The sequence below is a fragment of the Streptomyces silvae genome (genome assembly GCF_016745505.1).
Classification (GTDB): domain Bacteria; phylum Actinomycetota; class Actinomycetes; order Streptomycetales; family Streptomycetaceae; genus Streptomyces; species Streptomyces silvae.
This window is the reverse complement of record NZ_JAERUC010000034.1, coordinates 1-17,940: the sequence shown is the minus strand read 5'-3', so window position 1 is coordinate 17,940 and position 17,940 is coordinate 1. Positions and strand designations below refer to the sequence as shown.

At 72.3% G+C, this 17,940-nt stretch carries 15 protein-coding genes; 9 read left to right on the top strand and 6 right to left on the bottom strand.

Annotated elements, in window-relative coordinates; translation table 11 throughout:
* Window positions 1-27: 27 nt before the first annotated feature.
* Window positions 28-1,515, bottom strand: a complete 1,488-nt coding sequence (locus tag JKV81_RS05330; RefSeq protein WP_129266073.1) for an AlkA N-terminal domain-containing protein — start codon at window positions 1,513-1,515, stop codon at window positions 28-30.
* A gap of 132 nt (window positions 1,516-1,647) precedes the next feature.
* On the opposite strand from JKV81_RS05330, the gene JKV81_RS05325 reads away from it, so the two are divergent.
* A complete protein-coding gene (locus JKV81_RS05325; RefSeq protein WP_129266072.1) occupies window positions 1,648-2,094 on the top strand; it encodes a Fur family transcriptional regulator in 447 nt (148 codons plus the stop codon).
* Between the two features lie 25 nt (window positions 2,095-2,119).
* Window positions 2,120-3,592, top strand: coding sequence for a catalase (locus tag JKV81_RS05320; RefSeq protein ID WP_129267160.1), 1,473 nt, complete (start codon window positions 2,120-2,122; stop codon window positions 3,590-3,592).
* Window positions 3,593-3,660: 68 nt separating this feature from the next.
* On the opposite strand, the gene JKV81_RS05315 is transcribed toward JKV81_RS05320, so the two are convergent.
* Window positions 3,661-4,038 carry an ankyrin repeat domain-containing protein gene (locus JKV81_RS05315; protein WP_129266071.1) on the bottom strand — a complete coding sequence of 126 codons (378 nt, stop codon included), beginning with the start codon at window positions 4,036-4,038 and terminating at the stop codon, window positions 3,661-3,663.
* Window positions 4,039-4,240: 202 nt separating this feature from the next.
* Between JKV81_RS05315 and JKV81_RS05310 the strand changes: the two genes are divergently transcribed.
* A complete protein-coding gene (locus JKV81_RS05310) occupies window positions 4,241-5,788 on the top strand; it encodes an exopolysaccharide biosynthesis polyprenyl glycosylphosphotransferase (protein ID WP_129266070.1) in 1,548 nt (515 codons plus the stop codon).
* A 72-nt stretch (window positions 5,789-5,860) separates the two neighbouring features.
* Here the strand turns inward: JKV81_RS05310 and JKV81_RS05305 are convergent, their stop codons facing one another.
* The gene (locus JKV81_RS05305; protein WP_202075019.1) at window positions 5,861-6,844 is read right to left on the bottom strand and encodes a GDP-L-fucose synthase family protein; all 984 of its coding nucleotides are present in this window, start codon (window positions 6,842-6,844) and stop codon (window positions 5,861-5,863) included.
* Between the two features lie 115 nt (window positions 6,845-6,959).
* Between JKV81_RS05305 and gmd the strand changes: the two genes are divergently transcribed.
* From gmd to JKV81_RS05280, 5 genes are read left to right on the top strand one after another with little or no spacing between them, the layout of a single operon-like run.
* On the top strand, window positions 6,960-7,973 hold the full coding sequence (gene gmd / locus JKV81_RS05300; protein ID WP_124275257.1) for a GDP-mannose 4,6-dehydratase: 1,014 nt from the start codon (window positions 6,960-6,962) through the stop codon (window positions 7,971-7,973).
* Window positions 7,970-8,392: a hypothetical protein gene (locus JKV81_RS05295; protein WP_129266067.1), complete on the top strand. Its 423-nt coding sequence runs from the start codon at window positions 7,970-7,972 to the stop codon at window positions 8,390-8,392. Before gmd ends, JKV81_RS05295 begins: the two co-directional genes overlap by 4 nt.
* Window positions 8,389-10,644, top strand: coding sequence for a LamG domain-containing protein (locus JKV81_RS05290; RefSeq protein ID WP_129266066.1), 2,256 nt, complete (start codon window positions 8,389-8,391; stop codon window positions 10,642-10,644). The genes JKV81_RS05295 and JKV81_RS05290 overlap by 4 nt, the downstream gene beginning before the upstream one ends.
* Window positions 10,641-11,342: an Rv1352/Rv1906c domain-containing protein gene (locus JKV81_RS05285; protein ID WP_129266065.1), complete on the top strand. Its 702-nt coding sequence runs from the start codon at window positions 10,641-10,643 to the stop codon at window positions 11,340-11,342. The genes JKV81_RS05290 and JKV81_RS05285 overlap by 4 nt, the downstream gene beginning before the upstream one ends.
* Window positions 11,339-12,166: a glycosyltransferase family 2 protein gene (locus JKV81_RS05280; protein WP_129266064.1), complete on the top strand. Its 828-nt coding sequence runs from the start codon at window positions 11,339-11,341 to the stop codon at window positions 12,164-12,166. The genes JKV81_RS05285 and JKV81_RS05280 overlap by 4 nt, the downstream gene beginning before the upstream one ends.
* A 4-nt stretch (window positions 12,167-12,170) precedes the next feature.
* On the opposite strand, the gene JKV81_RS05275 is transcribed toward JKV81_RS05280, so the two are convergent.
* Entirely contained in the window at window positions 12,171-13,331 is a 1,161-nt protein-coding gene (locus JKV81_RS05275; protein ID WP_129266063.1) for a glycosyltransferase, read from the bottom strand.
* A gap of 108 nt (window positions 13,332-13,439) precedes the next feature.
* On the opposite strand from JKV81_RS05275, the gene JKV81_RS05270 reads away from it, so the two are divergent.
* The gene (locus tag JKV81_RS05270; RefSeq protein WP_129266062.1) at window positions 13,440-14,945 is read left to right on the top strand and encodes a hypothetical protein; all 1,506 of its coding nucleotides are present in this window, start codon (window positions 13,440-13,442) and stop codon (window positions 14,943-14,945) included.
* Here JKV81_RS05270 and JKV81_RS05265 read toward each other — a convergent pair.
* Together JKV81_RS05265 and JKV81_RS05260 are read right to left on the bottom strand one after the other, a co-directional pair.
* A complete protein-coding gene (locus JKV81_RS05265) occupies window positions 14,914-16,152 on the bottom strand; it encodes an MATE family efflux transporter (protein ID WP_202075018.1) in 1,239 nt (412 codons plus the stop codon). The genes JKV81_RS05270 and JKV81_RS05265 overlap by 32 nt on opposite strands.
* The gene (locus JKV81_RS05260; protein WP_202075017.1) at window positions 16,149-17,834 is read right to left on the bottom strand and encodes a lipopolysaccharide biosynthesis protein; all 1,686 of its coding nucleotides are present in this window, start codon (window positions 17,832-17,834) and stop codon (window positions 16,149-16,151) included. Before JKV81_RS05260 ends, JKV81_RS05265 begins: the two co-directional genes overlap by 4 nt.
* Between the last annotated feature and the right edge of the window lie 106 nt (window positions 17,835-17,940).

Genomic DNA, 17,940 nt, shown 5'->3' with positions numbered 1-17,940 from the left:
GGCGATTCGGCTGGCGGGATTCGGACGTCACGCTGCCACCGGACGGGACCGGCCGGCAGTGGCGTTCCAGAGGTGGTGCAGGGCGTACGTACGCCAGGGGCGCCAGGCCTCCGCGTCGACCGCGTCGGCACCGGTGTGCCGCAGGCCCGCCCGGAGGGCCGCGTCACCGGTCAGCAGCACGTCGGGGTCGCCGAGCGCCCGCATGCGGATGTAGCCGGCCGTCCAGGGTCCCACGCCCCGCAGGGTCAGGAGTTCCTTCTCGGCCCGGTCGCGGTCGGCGCCCGGGTCGAGCGCGATCCGCCCGTCGGCCAGCGCGGCGGCGACGGCGCGCAGGGTGTCGCGCCGGGACGCGGGCACCCCGAGCTCCTCCAGGCCGGCCTCCGCCAGGTCCGCGGGGTCGGGGAACGTACGGGTCAGGGCGCCGCTGGGCACCTGGAGGGGTGCGCCGTGGGCCGCGACGAGGGCGCCGCCCAGCCGGCGGCCCGCGGCCACGGAGACCTGCTGGCCGAGGACGGCCCGGACGGCCAGCTCATGGACGTCGGCGGCTCCGGGGGCGCGCAGTCCGGGCGTACGGGCGACGAGCGGGGCCAGCGCGGGGTCCGCGCCGAGGCGTTCGGCGACCGCGTGGGGGTCGGCGTCCAGGTCGAAGAGCCGGCGCATCCGCTGGGTCGCGGTCGTCAGGTCGCGCAGGTCGCCGAGGTGCAGCCGGCACTCCAGCCAGCCGTCGCCGGTCCGCTCCTGGACCTCGGCGATGCCGGTTCCGTGCGGCAGGCGCAGGGTGCGCCGGTAGGTGCGGTCGCCCCGCGCCCCGGCCATCTCCTCGATGCCGGTCAGGGCGCGGGCGGCGAGGTGGTCGAAGATCCCGGCCGTCGCGTACGGTCCCCGGAAGGCGAGCCTCAGCGGCACTCCCCCGGCCCCGTCGGCGGCGCCGACGGAACCGAAGCGCGAGGAGCGGCCGGGGCGGGCGGTGCGCAGCTCGCCGGGTGTGAGCGCGTAGATCTCGCGGACCGTGTCGTTGAACTGGCGGATGCTGGCGAACCCGGCGGCGAACGCGACGTCGGCGGCCTGCAAGGTCGTGGTCTGGAGCAGGACCCGCGCGGTGTGGGCCCGCTGGGCGCGGGCGAGCGCGATGGGGCCCGCGCCGACCTCGGCGTTCAGCTGGCGCTGCACCTGGCGGGCGCTGTAGCCGAGGCGCGCGGCCAGCCCGGCCACGCCCTCGCGGTCGACGACTCCGTCGCCGATCAGTCGCATCGCGCGGCCCACCAGGTCGGCGCGGGCGTTCCACTCCGCCGAGCCGGGCACCGCGTCCGGGCGGCAGCGCCGGCAGGCACGGAACCCGCCGCTCTGGGCGGCGGCCGCGGTCGGGAAGAAGGTCACGTTCCGGCGCTTGGGCGTGGTGGCCGGGCAGCTCGGGCGGCAGTAGATCCCCGTCGTGGACACGGCGAAGAAGAACTCGCCGTCGAACCGGGCGTCGCGGCTCGTCACCGCCTCGTACCTGCTGTCGTCGCTGGTCATGCTTCAAGGATGCGTCATGCGCACCCTCGGAGCTGGCGGGAATCGGACATCAAGCTCCCTGCACACCCCGGTCCCCAGAACTGGTTTCAGTCTTTCATTGGAATCATTCCAGAAAGGTGGTTCACTGCGTACGTGATCGAAACCGAGGCCAGGGCGCTCCTGCGGGAAGCGTCGTTGCGGGTGACCCGCCCCCGGGTCGCCGTGCTCTCGGCGGTCCACGAGGCCCCGCACTCCGATGTCAGTACCCTCCTCACCCTGGTCCGTACACGCATCGGCGCGGTCTCGACCCAAGCCGTCTACGACGTACTCAAGACGCTCGTCGACGCCGGACTGGCGCGGCGGATCGACCTGCCGAACTCTCCGGCACGGTACGAGGGACAGTCCTGGGACAACCATCAGCACGTCGTCTGCCGCTCGTGCGGCACGATCGCCGACGTCGATGTCCCCCAGGGCTCTCCGCGCCCCGAGGCGCCCCAGGACCACGGGTTCGCCATCGACCACGTGGAGGTCACGTACTGGGGCCTGTGCCCCGGTTGCCGGACCGCGCGCGGCCGGCGGGACCCGGAGTCGGTGCATTGAAGTCTTCACACGGAGGAGCAGGAAAATTTCTGACAACACGAAGCCGCTGACGACTGCCGCCGGCGCACCTGTCGCGAACAACGAGAACGCCGTCACCGCCGGTCGGCGTGGCCCGATGCTGCTCCAGGACGTCTGGTTCCTGGAGAAACTGGCCCACTTCAGCCGTGAGGTCATCCCGGAGCGTCGTATGCACGCCAAGGGGTCCGGCGCCTTCGGCACCTTCAAGGTGACGCAGGACATCACCCGTTACTCGCGTGCCGCCCTCTTCTCCGAGGTCGGCAAGGAGACGGAGGTCTTCGCCCGGTTCTCCACCGTCGCCGGTGAGCGCGGCGCCGCCGACGCCGAGCGCGACATCCGTGGTTTCGCCCTCCGCTTCTACACGGAGGAGGGCAACTGGGACGTCGTCGGCAACAACACGCCGGTCTTCTTCCACCGCGACCCCCACCACTTCCCCGACCTCAACCGCGCCGTGAAGCGTGACCCGCGCACCAACCTTCGGTCGGCGGAGAACAACTGGGACTTCTGGACGAACCTCCCCGAGGCGCTGCACCAGATCACCATCGTCATGTCGGACCGCGGCATCCCCGACGGCTACCGCCACATGCACGGCTTCGGATCCCACACGTACTCGTTCATCAACGAGAGCAACGAGCGCTTCTGGGTGAAGTTCCACTTCCGTACGCAGCAGGGCATCAAGAACCTGACCGACCAGGAGGCCGCCGCGATCGTCGCCGACGACCGCGAGTCCTCGCAGGCGGACCTGTTCGACGCCATCGAGCGCGGCGACCACCCGAAGTGGACCTTCTCCATCCAGGTCATGCCGGAGGCGGACGCCGCGACGTACCGCTACCACCCGTTCGACCTCACCAAGGTCTGGTCCAAGAAGGACTACCCGCTCATCGAGGTCGGCGAGTTCGAGCTCAACCGCAACCCGGAGAACTACTTCGCGGACGTGGAGCAGGCCGCCTTCACCCCGGCCAACCTCGTGCCCGGCGTGGGCGCCTCGCCCGACCGCATGCTCCAGGGCCGGCTGTTCTCGTACGGTGACGCGGCCCGCTACCGCGTCGGGGTCAACCACCACCAGATCCCGGTGAACCAGCCCCGCGGCGCGAAGAACGTCAACACCTACCACCGCGACGGCCAGCTGCGCGTGGACGGCAACCAGGGCGCGGTCCCCGGTTACACCCCGAACAGCTACGGCCGCTGGGCGGAGCAGCCGCAGTTCGCCGAGCCGGGTCTGGCGCTCGACGGCGCCGCGGCCGACCGGTTCGACTACCGCGAGGACGACGACAACTACTTCGAGCAGCCGGGCAACCTCTTCCGGGCGATGACCCCGGAGCAGCAGGACGCCCTCTTCGGCAACACCGCCCGGGCCATCGACGGCGCCTCCCAGGCCACCGTCGAGCGTCACATCAACCACTGCACGCAGGCCGACCCGGCCTACGGTGAGGGTGTGCGCAAGGCCATCGAGGCTCTGAAGGCCTCCAAGCAGGCCTGAACCACCGGCTGTACGTGAGGGCCCGGGGCGGCGGTCGGCCGCCCCGGGCCCTCACGCGTGCGGGGCGGCTACGTGAGCAGTGCCGTCCGCCCGAACATCTCGGCCGTGGCCCGCGCGCTGGGGGTCCCCGCGTCCAGGTCGGCGCCCGCCGCGACGAGCGCGGCGACGATCGCGTCCTCGCCCTTGAACAGGGCCCCCGCCACCGGTGACTGGTCCCTGGCGTTACGGAGGTCGACGTCGGCCCCGCGCGCGATGAGCGCCCCGACCGTCCCGGTGTGCCCGTGGTACGCGGCGAGCATGAGGGCGGTGTTGCCCTCCGGGTCCTGCACGTCGACGGGCAGCCCGTGGTCGAAGAACTCCAGGAGCTCCGGCGTACGCCCCTGCCTGGCCAGGTCCGCCACGATCGCGACGAGTTTGCGGGTCTGTTCCTCGGAAAGCGGTTCCATCCCTCCACTCTAGGTGTGGCCCCCTTCAACCCTCCGGAGAGGGCGACACGGATCACATCGTCCGCTGTGTCTGAACTTCACGAGAACTCCAGCGAAATGGCACGTGTGTGGATATCGTGCACCGAGCGAGGGCGCATCCGTCTGTCCATGGGATCGGCGGATGCGCCCCGTTTGTGGGGATGCAACTGTGGCTGGGGGGTTCATGGGGCATGTCGAGATACCTGAATCGGATATATCCGGGCCTGTCGGGCTCGCGGGAGCACCACGACCGCGTACCGCCGCTTCCCGGAACCGCACGGTGGCTCCGGAGCGCGTGTGGAGCACCCCGACGACCGTTGAGCGCGATCACGCGGAGAGACCACCGGCGAAGAAGTCGTCCGGTCCGCGTGTGCCCTTCCTCGTCCTGACCGACCTGCTGGGCCTGGGAGTTCCCGCCTGGCTAGTGCTGCGGGCCGGCGACCAGCCCGGACCGCTGGCCGCCGGAGCGTCGGCCGCACTCGTGTGGACCGGGGTGCGCGCGGCGCGCGGCCGGTACGAGCGGCGGCTGCCGGGGGAAGCGCCCGGGGCGGCCCGCGCCTCCTCGGGCGACTGGCTGGTGCTCGTCGGGTTACTGGCGGTGCTGCTGGCCGTGACGGGCGGTGACCTCGACCCGGCGGCCGCCGTCGCGGCGCTGGTGCCCGGCCTGGCCGTGGCCGTCCTCGCCGGGACGGCGGGCGGGTTACGCACGGCGGGGCGCCGGGGGGTGCGCCGGGTCCTGGTGGTCGGTGAGGCGGCGGGACTGGACCGGGCGGTGCGCCTGCTCAACTCCCGTGAGGACCACCCGTACACGGCGGTGGCAGTGGTCCCGGTGGGCCCCGCGGCGCCGGACTGCGGGACTCCGGTGACGGGGCGGCTGGCGCCGAGGCCGGCCGACGACGACGTCTCCACGGTGCTGGGCGGCGCCTTCGCCCACGACGCGGATCTGGTGCTCGTCGCACCCGGCCCCCAGCTCGACGACGACCGGCTGCGCCGGCTGGCGTGGGGCCTGCACGACGGCGGTCTCGCCCTCTGCGTGCTCTCGGACCTGTCGGGGGTCGCCGCGGCCCGGGTGCGGCCCGCCTCGGCCGCCGGGCTGACCCTGCTGCACGTCGCACCACCGCTGCGGCGCGGCCCGCAGGCCGTGCTCAAGACCGTCGTGGACCGGGCCGGCGCCGCGCTCGGGCTGCTGGTGCTCGCGCCGCTCCTGTTCGCGGTGGCACTGGCCGTGCGGCTCTCGTCGCCGGGGCCGGTCTTCCACCGGCAGATCCGTCACGGCCGGCACAACAGGCCGTTCACCATGTGGAAGTTCCGCACGATGGTGGCGGACGCGGAGTCCCGCAGGGAGCAGCTCTCGGCAGCGAACGAGAGCGAGGGCCCGATGTTCAAGATGCGCCGCGATCCCCGTGTGACACGCATCGGCCACGCCCTGCGCCGTACGTCCGTGGACGAGCTCCCTCAGCTCCTCAACGTGCTGCGGGGTGACATGTCCCTGGTCGGTCCCCGTCCGCCACTGCCGGAGGAGGTGTCGCACTACGACGAGCGGGAGCTGCGGCGGCTGGCGGTGCGGCCGGGCCTGACCGGTCTGTGGCAGGTCAGCGGGCGGTCGGACCTCTCCTGGCAGGAGACGGTCTCGCTGGACCTCTGGTACGTCGACAACTGGTCGGTGGTCACGGACATGGGGCTCCTGGCGCGCACGGTGCGCGCCGTCACCGACGGCCGCGGGGCGTACTGAGACGTGGTGGGGGGACACGAGGAGACCGGCGTGCACGAGTTCGGTGCGTACCGCGGCCGTCCGGCCGGAGCGTCAGCCCCGGGGGGCGTTCCGGCCGAGCCACCAGGCGTAGGTGCGGGCGATGCCGTCCCGCAGGGGGATCTGCGGCTTGAAGCCGAGGGAGGAGAGCCGGGACACGTCCAGGAGCTTGCGCGGGGTGCCGTCGGGCTTCGAGGTGTCCCAGACGATGCCGCCCTGGTACTCCGTCACATCCCGCACAGTTTCGCCGAGTTCGCGGATGGTGAGGTCCTCGCCGCAGCCGACGTTGACCGGTTCGGCACCGTCGTACACCTCCAGCAGCCGCACACAGGCGGCGGCGAGGTCGTCGACGTGGAGGAACTCGCGGCGGGGGCTGCCGGATCCCCACAGCGTGACCTGGTCCGCGCCGTCCCGCTTCGCCTCGTGGAAGCGGCGGATCAGGGCGGGCAGGACGTGCGAGGTCTCCAGGTCGAAGTTGTCCCCGGGGCCGTAGAGATTGGTGGGCATGGCGCTGATGTACGAGGCGCCGTACTGCCGGCGGTACGACTGGACCTGCACGATCCCGGCGATCTTGGCCAGCGCGTAGGCCTCGTTGGTCGGCTCCAGCGGGCCCGTGAGCAGCGCGTCCTCGGGGATCGGCTGGGGGGCGTGCTTGGGGTAGATGCACGACGAGCCGAGGAAGAGCAGCCGCTGGATCCCGGCGGCGTGCGCGCCCGCGATCACGGCGAGCTGGATCCGGAGGTTGTCCTCCAGGAACTGCACCGGACGCGTGCTGTTGGCCATGATCCCGCCCACCTTGGCGGCGGCCAGCACGACCGCGTCCGGGCGGGTGTCACGCAGGAACGCCTCGGTCGGCGCGGCCTCGCGCAGGTCGAGCTCGTCCCGGCCACGGGTGATCACGTCGTGGCCGTCGGCGGTGAGGCGGCGCACCAGGGCCGACCCGACGAGGCCGCGGTGGCCCGCGACGAATATGCGGGAGCCGGGGCGCAGCAGGGGGCGGGCGGATTCCCGGGAAGGTCCGGGGAGGTCGGTCGTCATGGCTCGGATTCTGCCAGCAGCCCGGCACCCGGGTGACACTTTGCCGCATTCCGCTCAGATACAGATATTTCGGTGAACCGAACCGCCCGCAGGGCGGCCACAGAAGGGGGGAGTCATGGCAAAAACCGCACTCATCACCGGCGTGACCGGACAGGACGGTTCGTACCTGGCGGAGCTGCTGCTCGAGAAGGGGTACACGGTCCACGGCCTGATACGCCGCTCGTCGAGCTTCAACACCGAGCGGATCGACCACATCTATCAGGGCCCCGAGGAAGCGAATCGTTCCTTCGTGCTCCATCACGCCGATCTCTCCGACGGGGTCGCGCTGGTGAACCTGCTGCGGGACATCCAGCCGGACGAGGTCTACAACCTCGGCGCGCAGTCCCATGTGCGGGTCTCCTTCGACGCGCCGCTGTACACCGGGGACGTCACGGGGCTCGGAACGGTCCGGCTGCTGGAGGCGATCCGGGCCAGCCGCATCGAGACCCGGGTCTACCAGGCGTCCTCCTCCGAGATGTTCGGTGCGAGCCCGCCCCCGCAGAACGAGAGCACCCCGTTCCACCCGCGCAGCCCGTACAGCGTGGCCAAGGTGTACTCGTACTGGGCGACGGTCAACTACCGCGAGGCGTACGGGATGTTCGCCACCAACGGCATCCTGTTCAACCACGAGTCCCCGCGCCGCGGTGAGACCTTCGTGACCCGGAAGATCACCCGCGGGGTGGCGAGGATCAAGGCGGGCCTTCAGGACCGGCTGCATCTGGGCAACCTCGACGCCGTACGCGACTGGGGGTACGCCCCGGAGTACGTGGAGGCGATGTGGCGGATGCTCCAGTGCGACACCCCCGACGACTACGTGGTGGCCACCGGTGAGGGGGTCAGCGTCCGGCAGTTCCTGGAGTACGCCTTCGAGCACGCGGGTCTCGACTGGGCCGAGCATGTGCGCTACGACCCGAAGTACGAGCGTCCCAGCGAGGTCGACGCGCTGATCGGGGACGCGTCCAAGGCGGAGGAACTGCTCGGCTGGAAGCCGGAGGTGAAGTCGCGGGAGCTGGCCCGGATCATGGTGGACGCCGACATCCGGCTGCTGAGCGACCAGCTGGCGGGGTCCGCGGTGCGGGTGGACCGATGAGCGGACCGGGAGGCGCCGGACGCCTCGGACGCACCCGGAGCAGGGTCTTCGCCGCCGTGCCGGGCCTCACGGCGCTCGCCGCCCCGGGCGAGGACACCTGTGTCAACAGCGTGGTCCCGATCGCGAGGTCGGCCGGGAGCCACGACAGCGTGCCGGTCACCGGTACACCGACCGGATCAGCGGTCACCCACGACACCCGGCCGGCGCTCTCCACGCCCGTGCCGGGGACCATCACCGGCGCGGTCCCGGTCTCCACCGGCCACTCGGCGGAGCCGGCCGCGTCAGCACCGGGCGGGGCCCTGGGCTCCGTCACCTCACTCGCCCCGACCGGCAGCGGGACGGACCGTCTCCGCATCCGGCCGGGCGAGGCAACCACGGCCTTTCGGCCGCAGCTCGTCCTCACCATCGGAGTTGAATGATGAACGCAAGCTCGGGGCGGAGACCCGGGAGAAGCGGCCGTGTGCGGGCCGCCTCCGCCGCGCTCTGCCTGTTCGCCGGAGCCCTGACCGCGACAGCGGCCGGCGCCTCCCCGGCGGCGTCGCTGACACCGCCGGTCTCCCTCACCGCCGACGACCTCACCACCTGGCAGACCAACGGCATCGTCTGGTCGATGGCGGCGGCGGACGGGGTCGTCTACGCGGGCGGCACGTTCTCCACCGTCCGGCCGCCCGGCGCGGCGGCCGGCACCTCGGAGCAGCCCGCCGTCAACTTCGCGGCGTTCGACGCGGCGACAGGGGCGCCGACCGGGTGCAGCCTGTCGTTCACCCTGTCCTCGGGCACCGCGACCGTACGGGCGCTCGCCCTCTCACCGGACGGTGGAACCCTGTACGCGGGCGGCCAGTTCGGCGCGGTCAACGGGGTGGGCGTCAGCAACATCGTGGCGGTCGACACCGCGACCTGCACACCTCGCCAGAACTTCAAGATCTCCGTGTCGGCGACCGTACGGGCCCTGGACGTCACCGCGGACACGGTCTATCTGGCCGGGGACTTCAACAGCGTGGGCGGGCAGACGAGGAACAAGTTCGCCGCGGTCACCACGGGCGCCGGTCTGCTGCCGTGGACGGCCAACGCCGACGAGGTGGCGCGGGCCGTGCAGGTGACCCCGGACGGGCAGCACGTGGCGCTCGGCGGTGACTTCTTCACCGTGAACGGCACCACCTCGCACGCGCTGGCCGTGGTCGACGCCACGACGGGCGCGCTCACCAAGAGCTACCCGGGCTTCATCCCCAACACCTCGACCGTGCAGGACCTGACCACGGACGCGACCGGCCTGTACACCGCCAACGAGGGCACGGGCGGCGGGGTGTTCGACGGCCGTATCGCCATCGACCTCGACGACTACCAGCAGCGCTGGCGTGACACCTGCCTGGGCGCCACCCAGGCCGTCCTGGTCCACTCGGGCGTGCTGTACAGCGGGAGCCACGCCCATGACTGCTCCAGCATGGACGAGTTCCCCGACCAGCCGCGCAGGCATCTGCTGGCCCAGTCCGTCGACGACCCGAAGCTGCTGCCCTGGTTCCCGGACACCAACGACGGCATCGGCGAGCCGGTCGGGCCCCGGGTGATGACGCAGACCGACAAGGGCGGCCACCACTACCTGTGGGTCGGCGGGGAGTTCACCACCGTCAACGGCACAGGCCAGCAGGGGCTGACCCGCTTCGCCGACGGCCCGGACACCGGGGTGCCCTGGGTGCCCAACGTCAGCCTCTCCACGGTCACCCCCGGGCGGATCGACGTCCAGTGGCAGACCAGCTTCGACACCGACGACGGGGAGCTGACGTACCGGATCTACAAGGACGGCGCGAGCACACCCGTGCACACCGCCACGGGCTACTCGCTCTTCTGGGACCGCCCGCAGCTGAAGTGGACGGACACCGATGTGGCGGCGGGCGAGACCCACTCGTACCGCATCACGGCGAGCGACGGCACCAACACCAGCGCCAAGTCACCCGCCCAGTCGGCGACCGTCGCGGCTTCCGCCCAGCCCTACCCTGCGCGGGTGCTGTCCGACGGCGCCTCGCTGTACTGGCGCTACGACGAGGGCACCTCGACCTTCGCCGCGGACACCACGGGCGGCCTGAACAACGGCTTCCTGCGCAACGCCCCCGCCTACCGGCAGACCCCGGCGGCGATCGCGGGCAGCTCGACCGCCATCGGCTTCGACGGCGCCGGCGAGTACGCGTACAGCAACAAGCGCCATGCCCAGCCCACCCGCTTCTCCGTGGAGACCTGGATCAAAACCACCACGGTCAGGGGCGGCAAGATCATCGGGTTCGGCAATCTGACCATGCAGAACAGCACCCGCTACGACAAGCAGGTCTACATGGCCAACAACGGGCGGCTGGTCTTCGGGGTCTACAGCGGCGGCTACCGCACCGTCACCACGACCGGGGCCTTCAACGACGGCAACTGGCACCACGTCGTCGCCACCCAGGGCACCGGCGGCATGGCGCTGTACGTCGACGGGCAGCTGCGGGCCTCCAATTTCCTCTACACCGGCAACGAGAACTACCCCGGGTACTGGCGGGTCGGCGGCGACAACCTGGCCAACTGGCCGAGCCGCCCGACCAGCAACTTCTTCGCGGGCCAGATCGACGAGACCGCCGTCTACCCGACTGCGCTGAGCGCTTCCCAGGTCAGCGCGCACTACGCACTGAGGAACGCTGAATGAGACACCCGTTCCTGGCCGGTGCCGCCGTCGCCCTCGCGACGGCGGTACTGGCCGCCTGCGGCTCGTCCGGCGGGCAGGACGACCGGGGCAAGGAGACCGCCGCCGCGGCGGGCGGCACGCCGTCCGTCACGGCGGCGGCCTCCCCCGCGCCGTCCGCTTCCCCGACGACGGCCCCGGGCCCCCGCGGGCCCAGCAGTACGCCGAAGGCGCCCGCCGGGGAACTCACCCCGGCCACCGGCACCTTCACCAAGAAGCAGAAGGAGTACCTGACCGACCGGGTGCCGAAGGGGATGGACCCGGCCGCGGTGCTCCAGACCGGCCAGGAGACCTGCGACCGGCTCCGCTACCTGGTCAAGGCCGACCGGGACATCGCCGTCGCCGCGATCGTCTCCGGCGAGGTCACCGGCGCGGAGCCGGCCGTGACCCACCTCTGCCCCCGGCACCAGGACCTCGTCGACGAGGCCGCCCTCGGTTACGCCGACGGCACGCACACCGGTACGAAGCTCAGGGCCGGCCGCTACCGCGCCCCCTCCCCCACCGACGCCTGCAGCTGGCAGCTGACCGGGGCGAAGGGCAAGGAGCTGGCGTCGGGCTCGTCCGGCGCCGGTGAGCCGGTGACCGTCACCGTCCCCGCCACCGCCCGCACCTTCACCTCCACAGGCTGCTACGCCTGGCTGCCGCAAGGAGACAACGGATGAGCAAGCTGCCCATCGCCGTCGCGATCCCCACGAAGAACGAGGGCCTGAACATCGCCGAGGCCGTGAAGTCGGTCCTGGGCCACTTCGAGGCGGTCGTCGTGGTGGACTCCCACAGCACCGACGACACGGCGAAGATCGCCGAGGAGTGCGGCGCCGAAGTGGTCACGTACACCTGGGACGGCGGGCATCCGCGCAAGAAGCAGTGGTGCCTGGAGAACGTCCGCACGGATCTGGACTGGATCCTGCTGCTCGACGGTGACGAGCGGCTGAGCCCCGGCCTGCTCGCCGAGCTGCGGCGGATCTTCGCCGACCGGGAGAGCCCGAAGCCGGCGGCGTACGACATACCGCTGGGCTACTGGTTCTCCGGGAAGCGGCTGCGGCACGGCTACACGATCCGCAAGCGGTCCCTGACCGACCGGACCAGGTGCTCCTACCCGGAGGTCGGCGACCTCGCGGCGCCCGGCATCGGTGAGGTCGAGGGCCACTACCAGCCGGTCGCGGCGACCGCGGAGGCGCTCAGCAACCCCATCGAGCACCAGGACCTCGACCCGGTCACCGCGTGGTTCGAGCGGCACAACCGCTACTCGGACTGGGAGGCCTGGCTGGAGCACCACCCCCAGGTGAAGGAGCAGGTGCGCCAGGTCAAGTCGCGCCAGGGGCAGTTGTTCCACAAGGCGCCGTTCAAGCCGGTGGTGTCCTTCGCCTACATGTACCTCTACAAGCGGGGATTCCTGGACGGCCGGGCCGGCCTCGACTTCGCGCTCGCGATGAGCTTCTACCGCTGGCAGATCGCCCTCAAGTCCCGTGAAGGAAAGACGGGTTGAAGCGTCAGGCCCTCCGGCGGACCACGTCCTCGTAGGTCCGCCGGAGGGTGGCGGTGACGGCCTCGATGGTGAACTGCTCGTTCACCAGCTCCCAGGCGGCCTTGCCCGCCTGCTCGGCGGCCTCCGGCTCCAGCAGCTCCAGGATCGCGTCGGCGACCTTGCGCCCGTTGGCCGCGTCCTCGCCGACCCGGCTGTCGATGACCCGGCCCGAGCCCGCCTCCGCCACATCGGGGGCCTGCCCGCAGGTGCGGGTGATGACGACCGGGGTGCCCACCGACATCGCCTCCAGCACCGAGACCGGGAACGGCTCCTCGATCGCGGGCAGCACATACACATCCGCCTCGCGGTCGGCGGCCAGGACCTCGTCGTGCTCCAGCGGGCCCACGTGGTCGAGGGAGCCGGCCACGCCCAGCTTCCGGGCCAGGGCGAGGGTGCCGGCCAGCGCGCCGGTGTCAGGACCGGCCAGCACGAAGCGGGCGTCCGGGTGGCGGGCGAGGACGTGCGGCATCGCGGCGACGAAGTCCTCGGGCCGCTTGCGCTCCTGGATCCGGGCCAGATAGAGCACGGTGGGCGGGCGGCCGGGCTGACGGGCGGGCTTGCGCTCCTGCGGGCGGACCCCGTTGACCAGCCGTACGGTGCGGGTGAGCGGGACAGGGGCGGCGACGGCGTTCACGTCGAGCCGTTCCATCTCCGTCAGGTGCAGGACGGCGTCCGCCTCGCGCAGCACCTTGCGGACCCCCAGGAGGTCGGTGAGCTGGGCGGCCTTCTTCTCGGTGGGGTCGATCATGCCGTGGGTCTGGACGACCAGGGGCGTATGGGTCGCGAGTGCGAGCAGCGCGGCCGGCAGGGTCACCAGGTCCCGCATCAGATGGACGTGGACGAGGTCGGCGCCGCGCATCATGCGGCGGGCGGTGTTCAGCAGCGCGGCGGAGGTGATGCCGCTGACCTCGAACATCGGGAGCACGTGCCTGGCCTGGAAGAGATGGACCGGAACTCCCTCGACCCGGCCGGGAAGTTCACCTTCGGGGAAGCCGTCGCCGAGGGCCATGACGCGCGCGTCGTCGCCGTTCGCCCGCTGGACCTTGGAGAGGTTGAACGCCACCCGGGTCGGACCGCCGAAGGCGTGGTCCGGGGTATGGAGCGTGACAACGTGCAGTATTTTCACCAGAGTTCCCCTCGACTTTGGCCAAGTGTTCACAGCGTAGCCATCGGCCCCCCTCAAGTGGGCTGATTCGTTAAGGTGTTCAGCGGTTCACTGATCCCGGGGGGGCGCATGACGTCGGTGCACACGTCGGCGCGCACGCCGGCCCGCAGGCCCGCCTCCGACGCGCCGGAACGACCGATCGTCTGGTCGATGCTGTCGCGGGCCGTGTCCGTGCCCCTCATCCTGGGCCTGGTCTGCTTCCTGCCCGCGGTGATCGCCGCCCAGCCCGGCGCGGGGGTCCGGGACACGGCGTACTGGCTCCAGCTGGTGCTGACCTGCTACGCGGGGGCCCGGCTTGCCACGATGATCCTCTCCACCCGCCGGCGGCTGCTCCAGGGCGTCTTCTGGATGTTCGTGTACATCGCGATGGGCGTGGCGCCGTTCGCCCAAGTGGTGATCGGGCAGACGCCGACGCCGATGGTGGGGCCGCGCCAGGATCTCGTCACGGCCATCGCGATGGTCCTGGTGGGGTGTGCCGCCTACGACCTGGGGGCGCTGCTGGCCTCGCGGCGGCCACTGCGGCGCCGTATGCCCTCCGCGCGGGGCCCGGGCGGCGGGCCCGCCGTGGCGCATCCGGTGCGGCTGCGGCTCCTCGTGCTCCTGGCGTTCACGGCGAGCGCGTTCTACGTGCTGAAGCTGGGCGGCCCCGCGGTCTTCTTCTCCAGCCGGCAGGAGATCAACGAGACCGTGGCGGCGAGCGGAGTCGTCACGGAAGGGTCGAATGTCGGCTCCGCGTTCATCAAGGGCTTCGGCCAGGTCCCGGCGCTGCTGGCGCTGCTCTTCTACACCCGCCGCCTGGCGACCTCCTACCGGGCCCGGCGCAGAGCGTCGACGGTGCTGGTGTGGGTGGCTCTGGCGGCCCTGAACCTCCTGGTCAACAACCCCGTCTCCAACGCTCGTTACTGGTTCCTCACGGTGGTGGTGGCGTTCGCGTTCGCCGCGTTCCCGAGCAGTGCGGCGGTCTACCGGACGGTGCTGACGACGGGCGTGGTGGGGGCGCTGGTGCTGTTCCCGTACGCCGACCGGTTCCGGTACGAGGAGGGGAGCCAGCGGTCCGTTCAGTCGGCCTCGGTCTTCGATCCGCTGGTCACCAAGGACTACGACCAGATGGTGATGTTCGCCAACACCATCTCCTGGGTCGACACCCGGGGGCACACGTACGGCCGCCAACTGGCCGGCTCCGGACTGTTCTTCGTGCCGCGTGCGGTGTGGAGCGGGAAACCGGAGGACACGGGGGTCCGGGTCGGGCAGTGGATGGGACTGCGGATGACCAATCTCTCGGCCCCGCTGTGGACGGAGTTCTGGGTCGACTTCGGCGCGTCGGGCATGATCGGCGGGCTGGCCCTGATCGGTTACGCGTCGGCCCGCACCGACCGCCGGTACGCGCTGGCCGTCACCCGGGCGGGGCCCGGTCCGGGCAGCGTGCTGGCGATCGCGGCGCCGCTGATCGCCGGATACACCTTCATCCTGCTGCGTGGCCCGCTCCTCCAGGCGGCGGGGAAGCTGGCCATCGCCGCACTGTGTCTGCTGGCGATCAGTACGTTCAGGGAGCAGCGGGCAGCACGTCGGCGCTGAGCGCTTCCGCCGTGCTCCGACGGCGGCGCAGCCGGGCGACGCGGGCCCAGGTGGCGGCGGCCTTGCAGAGCGATCCGAGAGCGAGCCCCCAGGCGGCCCCGGGGACGCCGCCGAGGGCGTAGCCCCCGGCCATCAGGGCCACTGCGGTGAGCGAGAAGACGACCTGGATGCCGAGGGTCGTACGCGGGTCGAGCATGCGCAGGGCGAGCAGTCCGGATGTGCCCACGGCCATCGCGGCGTACTGGCTGCCGGTCGCCGGGAGCAGGGCGGCGGCCGTCGGCCAGGTGTCGCCGAGGAGTTGGCGGCCCGCGCCGTCGGGCAGCAGGGCCAGGGTGACGGCCCAGAGGGCGGCGGTGGCGGCGAGGACGGCGGCGAGTCCCGCGGTGGCCCGCACGCGGCGCCGCTCGTCGTCGATCCGGCCGAGCAGCGGCGGGCCGAAGGACGTGGCGGAGGTGTAGAGCACGTTGAGCGGGCCGAACAGGGTGGTCGCGCCGCGCAGGGCGCCGACCAGGAGCGGGTTGCCGACGGCGCCGAGGCCGAGGACGGAGAGCTGGCTGGTCGCGTTGCCGACGCCGAACTCGACGGTGAAGCGCTGCCCGAGGTGGCCGCGCCGCAGCATCGGGCGCAGCAGCAGCGGTGCCCCGGCGGTGGCGCGGTGCAGCAGTGCGGCGGACAGCAGGAGGGCCGGCAGGGCGGACAGTCCCCAGACCCCGATCAGCCGGGCCGGGGCCGCCCCGTACTCCTGGGCGGCCAGGGCGCCGAGCACACAGCCCAGCCTCACCAGGTCCGAGGTCAGGGCGAGTTGGGGGCGCTGGAGGGTGGAGAAGGCGTAGCGCAGGGCGTCCTGGCCCAGCACCACCGGCAGGACGAGGCCGAGGGCCAGCAGGGCGCGCGCGGTGTCCCCGGGGACGAACAGGCAGACGGCGGCCAGCAGGGCGCCGAGGGCGGCCGAGGCCCCGAGGGTGAAGGCGACGGCCGAGCGGCAGGCGCCCAGGGTGTCCGCGCCGCCGCGCCGCAGGACCAGCGGCTGTCCCGTGTACGCGCCGGAGACGCCCAGCAGCACCGTGAAGACGAGGTAGACCGCGGAGAAGCGGGCGAAGTCGGCCACGGTGGAGAGCCGGGCGGCGGCCACCAGCACCAGGATGTTGGTGAGCGCCGCCACGCCCTGGTCCGCGACCGAGCAGAGGATCGCGGTGCGGGCTCTCACCGGCGCGCCCCCGGGAGCGTGAAGGAGCGCAGCCCCATCGTCTCGTCGGGGCTGCCGGTGACCTCCGGTGCGTCCGCGTCGGCGGCCGGTCCGCCGGGCCCGCCGGTGCGGCGCCGGGGGGACTTGTGCCGGCGGTCCGCGCGGCGCAGCCTGCCCCGGCCGGTGTGGAGCAGCGCGCCCAGCACCGAGCCGCCGGAGGCGCCGATGATCTCGCGGATGCGCTCCAGGTCGCTCCGGTGCACCTCACGGGGGTCGCAGACGACCATGACGCCCTCGACCCGGTCGACGAGGGCGACCGCGTCGGCGTACGACAGGACCGGCGGGGCGAGGACGATGACGACGGCGCCGGGGCGGTCGGCCTCGGCGACGATCCGGCCGACGGAGGCGGAGGTCAGGGCGCGCGGCACGTTGTCCGCGGTGACCCCGGCCACCAGGGCGAACGCTCCCGAGCCGGGCACGTCCACGTTGGAGCGGGCACCGGCGGGCCAGCCCCGGTCGCCGTCGTCGGCGGCCCAGCGCGGCGGCCGGACCTCGTGGGCGGCCGGTCCCAGGTCGTGGGCGAGGGACGGGGTGCGCAGATCGGCTTCGACGAGCAGGACGTCACGGCCCATCTCGGCGAAGGCGGCCGCCAGGTTGACGGCCGCGGCCTTCGCGGCCGTGTCGTCGCCGCGCGGGGCGGTGACCAGGAGCCGGCGTCTCTCCGCGAACGACGGGTCGTAGGCGAGCCGGAAGGCCACCGCGCGGTACTCCTCGGCGAGCCGTGAACCGCTGCGCCCGATCGCGAGGAGCGTGCCCGCCGCCGCGCGTTCCCTGGGCAGGGTGCCGAGCAGCGGGGCCCCGAGCGAGCGGACGAGCTCGCGGGGGGAGCGTACGGCGGGGTCGAAGACGAGGCGGACCCAGGACAGCAGCAGTCCGAGGGCGAGGCCGACGACCGCGCCGAGCCCGAGGAGCAGCGGCAGCCCCGCACCGGCGGGCGTGGTGGGGGCGACGGGCTTCTTGTTGAGGTAGCCGGGGGTGGTGTCGAGCGCCTTGAGCTCGGAGATCTTCCGGCTCAGCTCGGAGATGGAGACGATGATGTTGGCGCGGGCGCTGCTGACGTCGTCCGCCGCGCCGACCCCGGTCCGCTCCTCCAGCAGGTCGCGCTTCTCCTCCAGCGGTTCGAGCTGGGCGCGGTAGCCGTCGGCCATGTTGTCGATGCTTTCCTCGGTACGCGCCTTGCGGTGCGCGAGGTAGGCGTTGGCCAGCGCTTCGGCGCGGGCGCGGGCCTGCTCGGGGGTGGCCCCGGTGTAGGAGAAGCGGAGGGTGAGGGTGTTGGGCGGGTTGGTCACCTGGAGCCCGGCCAGCAGCTTCCGGGCGGTGACGTCGTCGCCCTGCTTGAGCAGGGTTCCGGCGGCCAGGTCGCCCACGGTGTCGCTGACCGCCGTCTGCCGTTCGGAGCCGATGTTGATGCCCTTGTCGGCGGAGGCCCCGGTGGCGAAGGGGTCGGCGGTCGCCGAACGCACCTGCACCTCACCGGCGGCCGTGTAGGTGTCGTCGCCGCTCAGGGCGAGGAACCCCCCGCCGAGGAGGCCCACGAGGACACCTCCGGCGAGCAGAGCGCGGTAGCGCAGGAGCTGGCGGAACTGGTCCCGCAGCAGCGCCGGTTCGTCCTGGTCGTCCAGGGGACGGATCTGATGTGTCATCGGCGTGCTCCCCCTCGGGCGTCCCCGGCCTGCCCGGGCCCGCCTCGTTCCGTCCCGGCCTGCCCGGCCCCGGCGTCCCCGGATGCCCCGGCGTCCCCGGATGCCC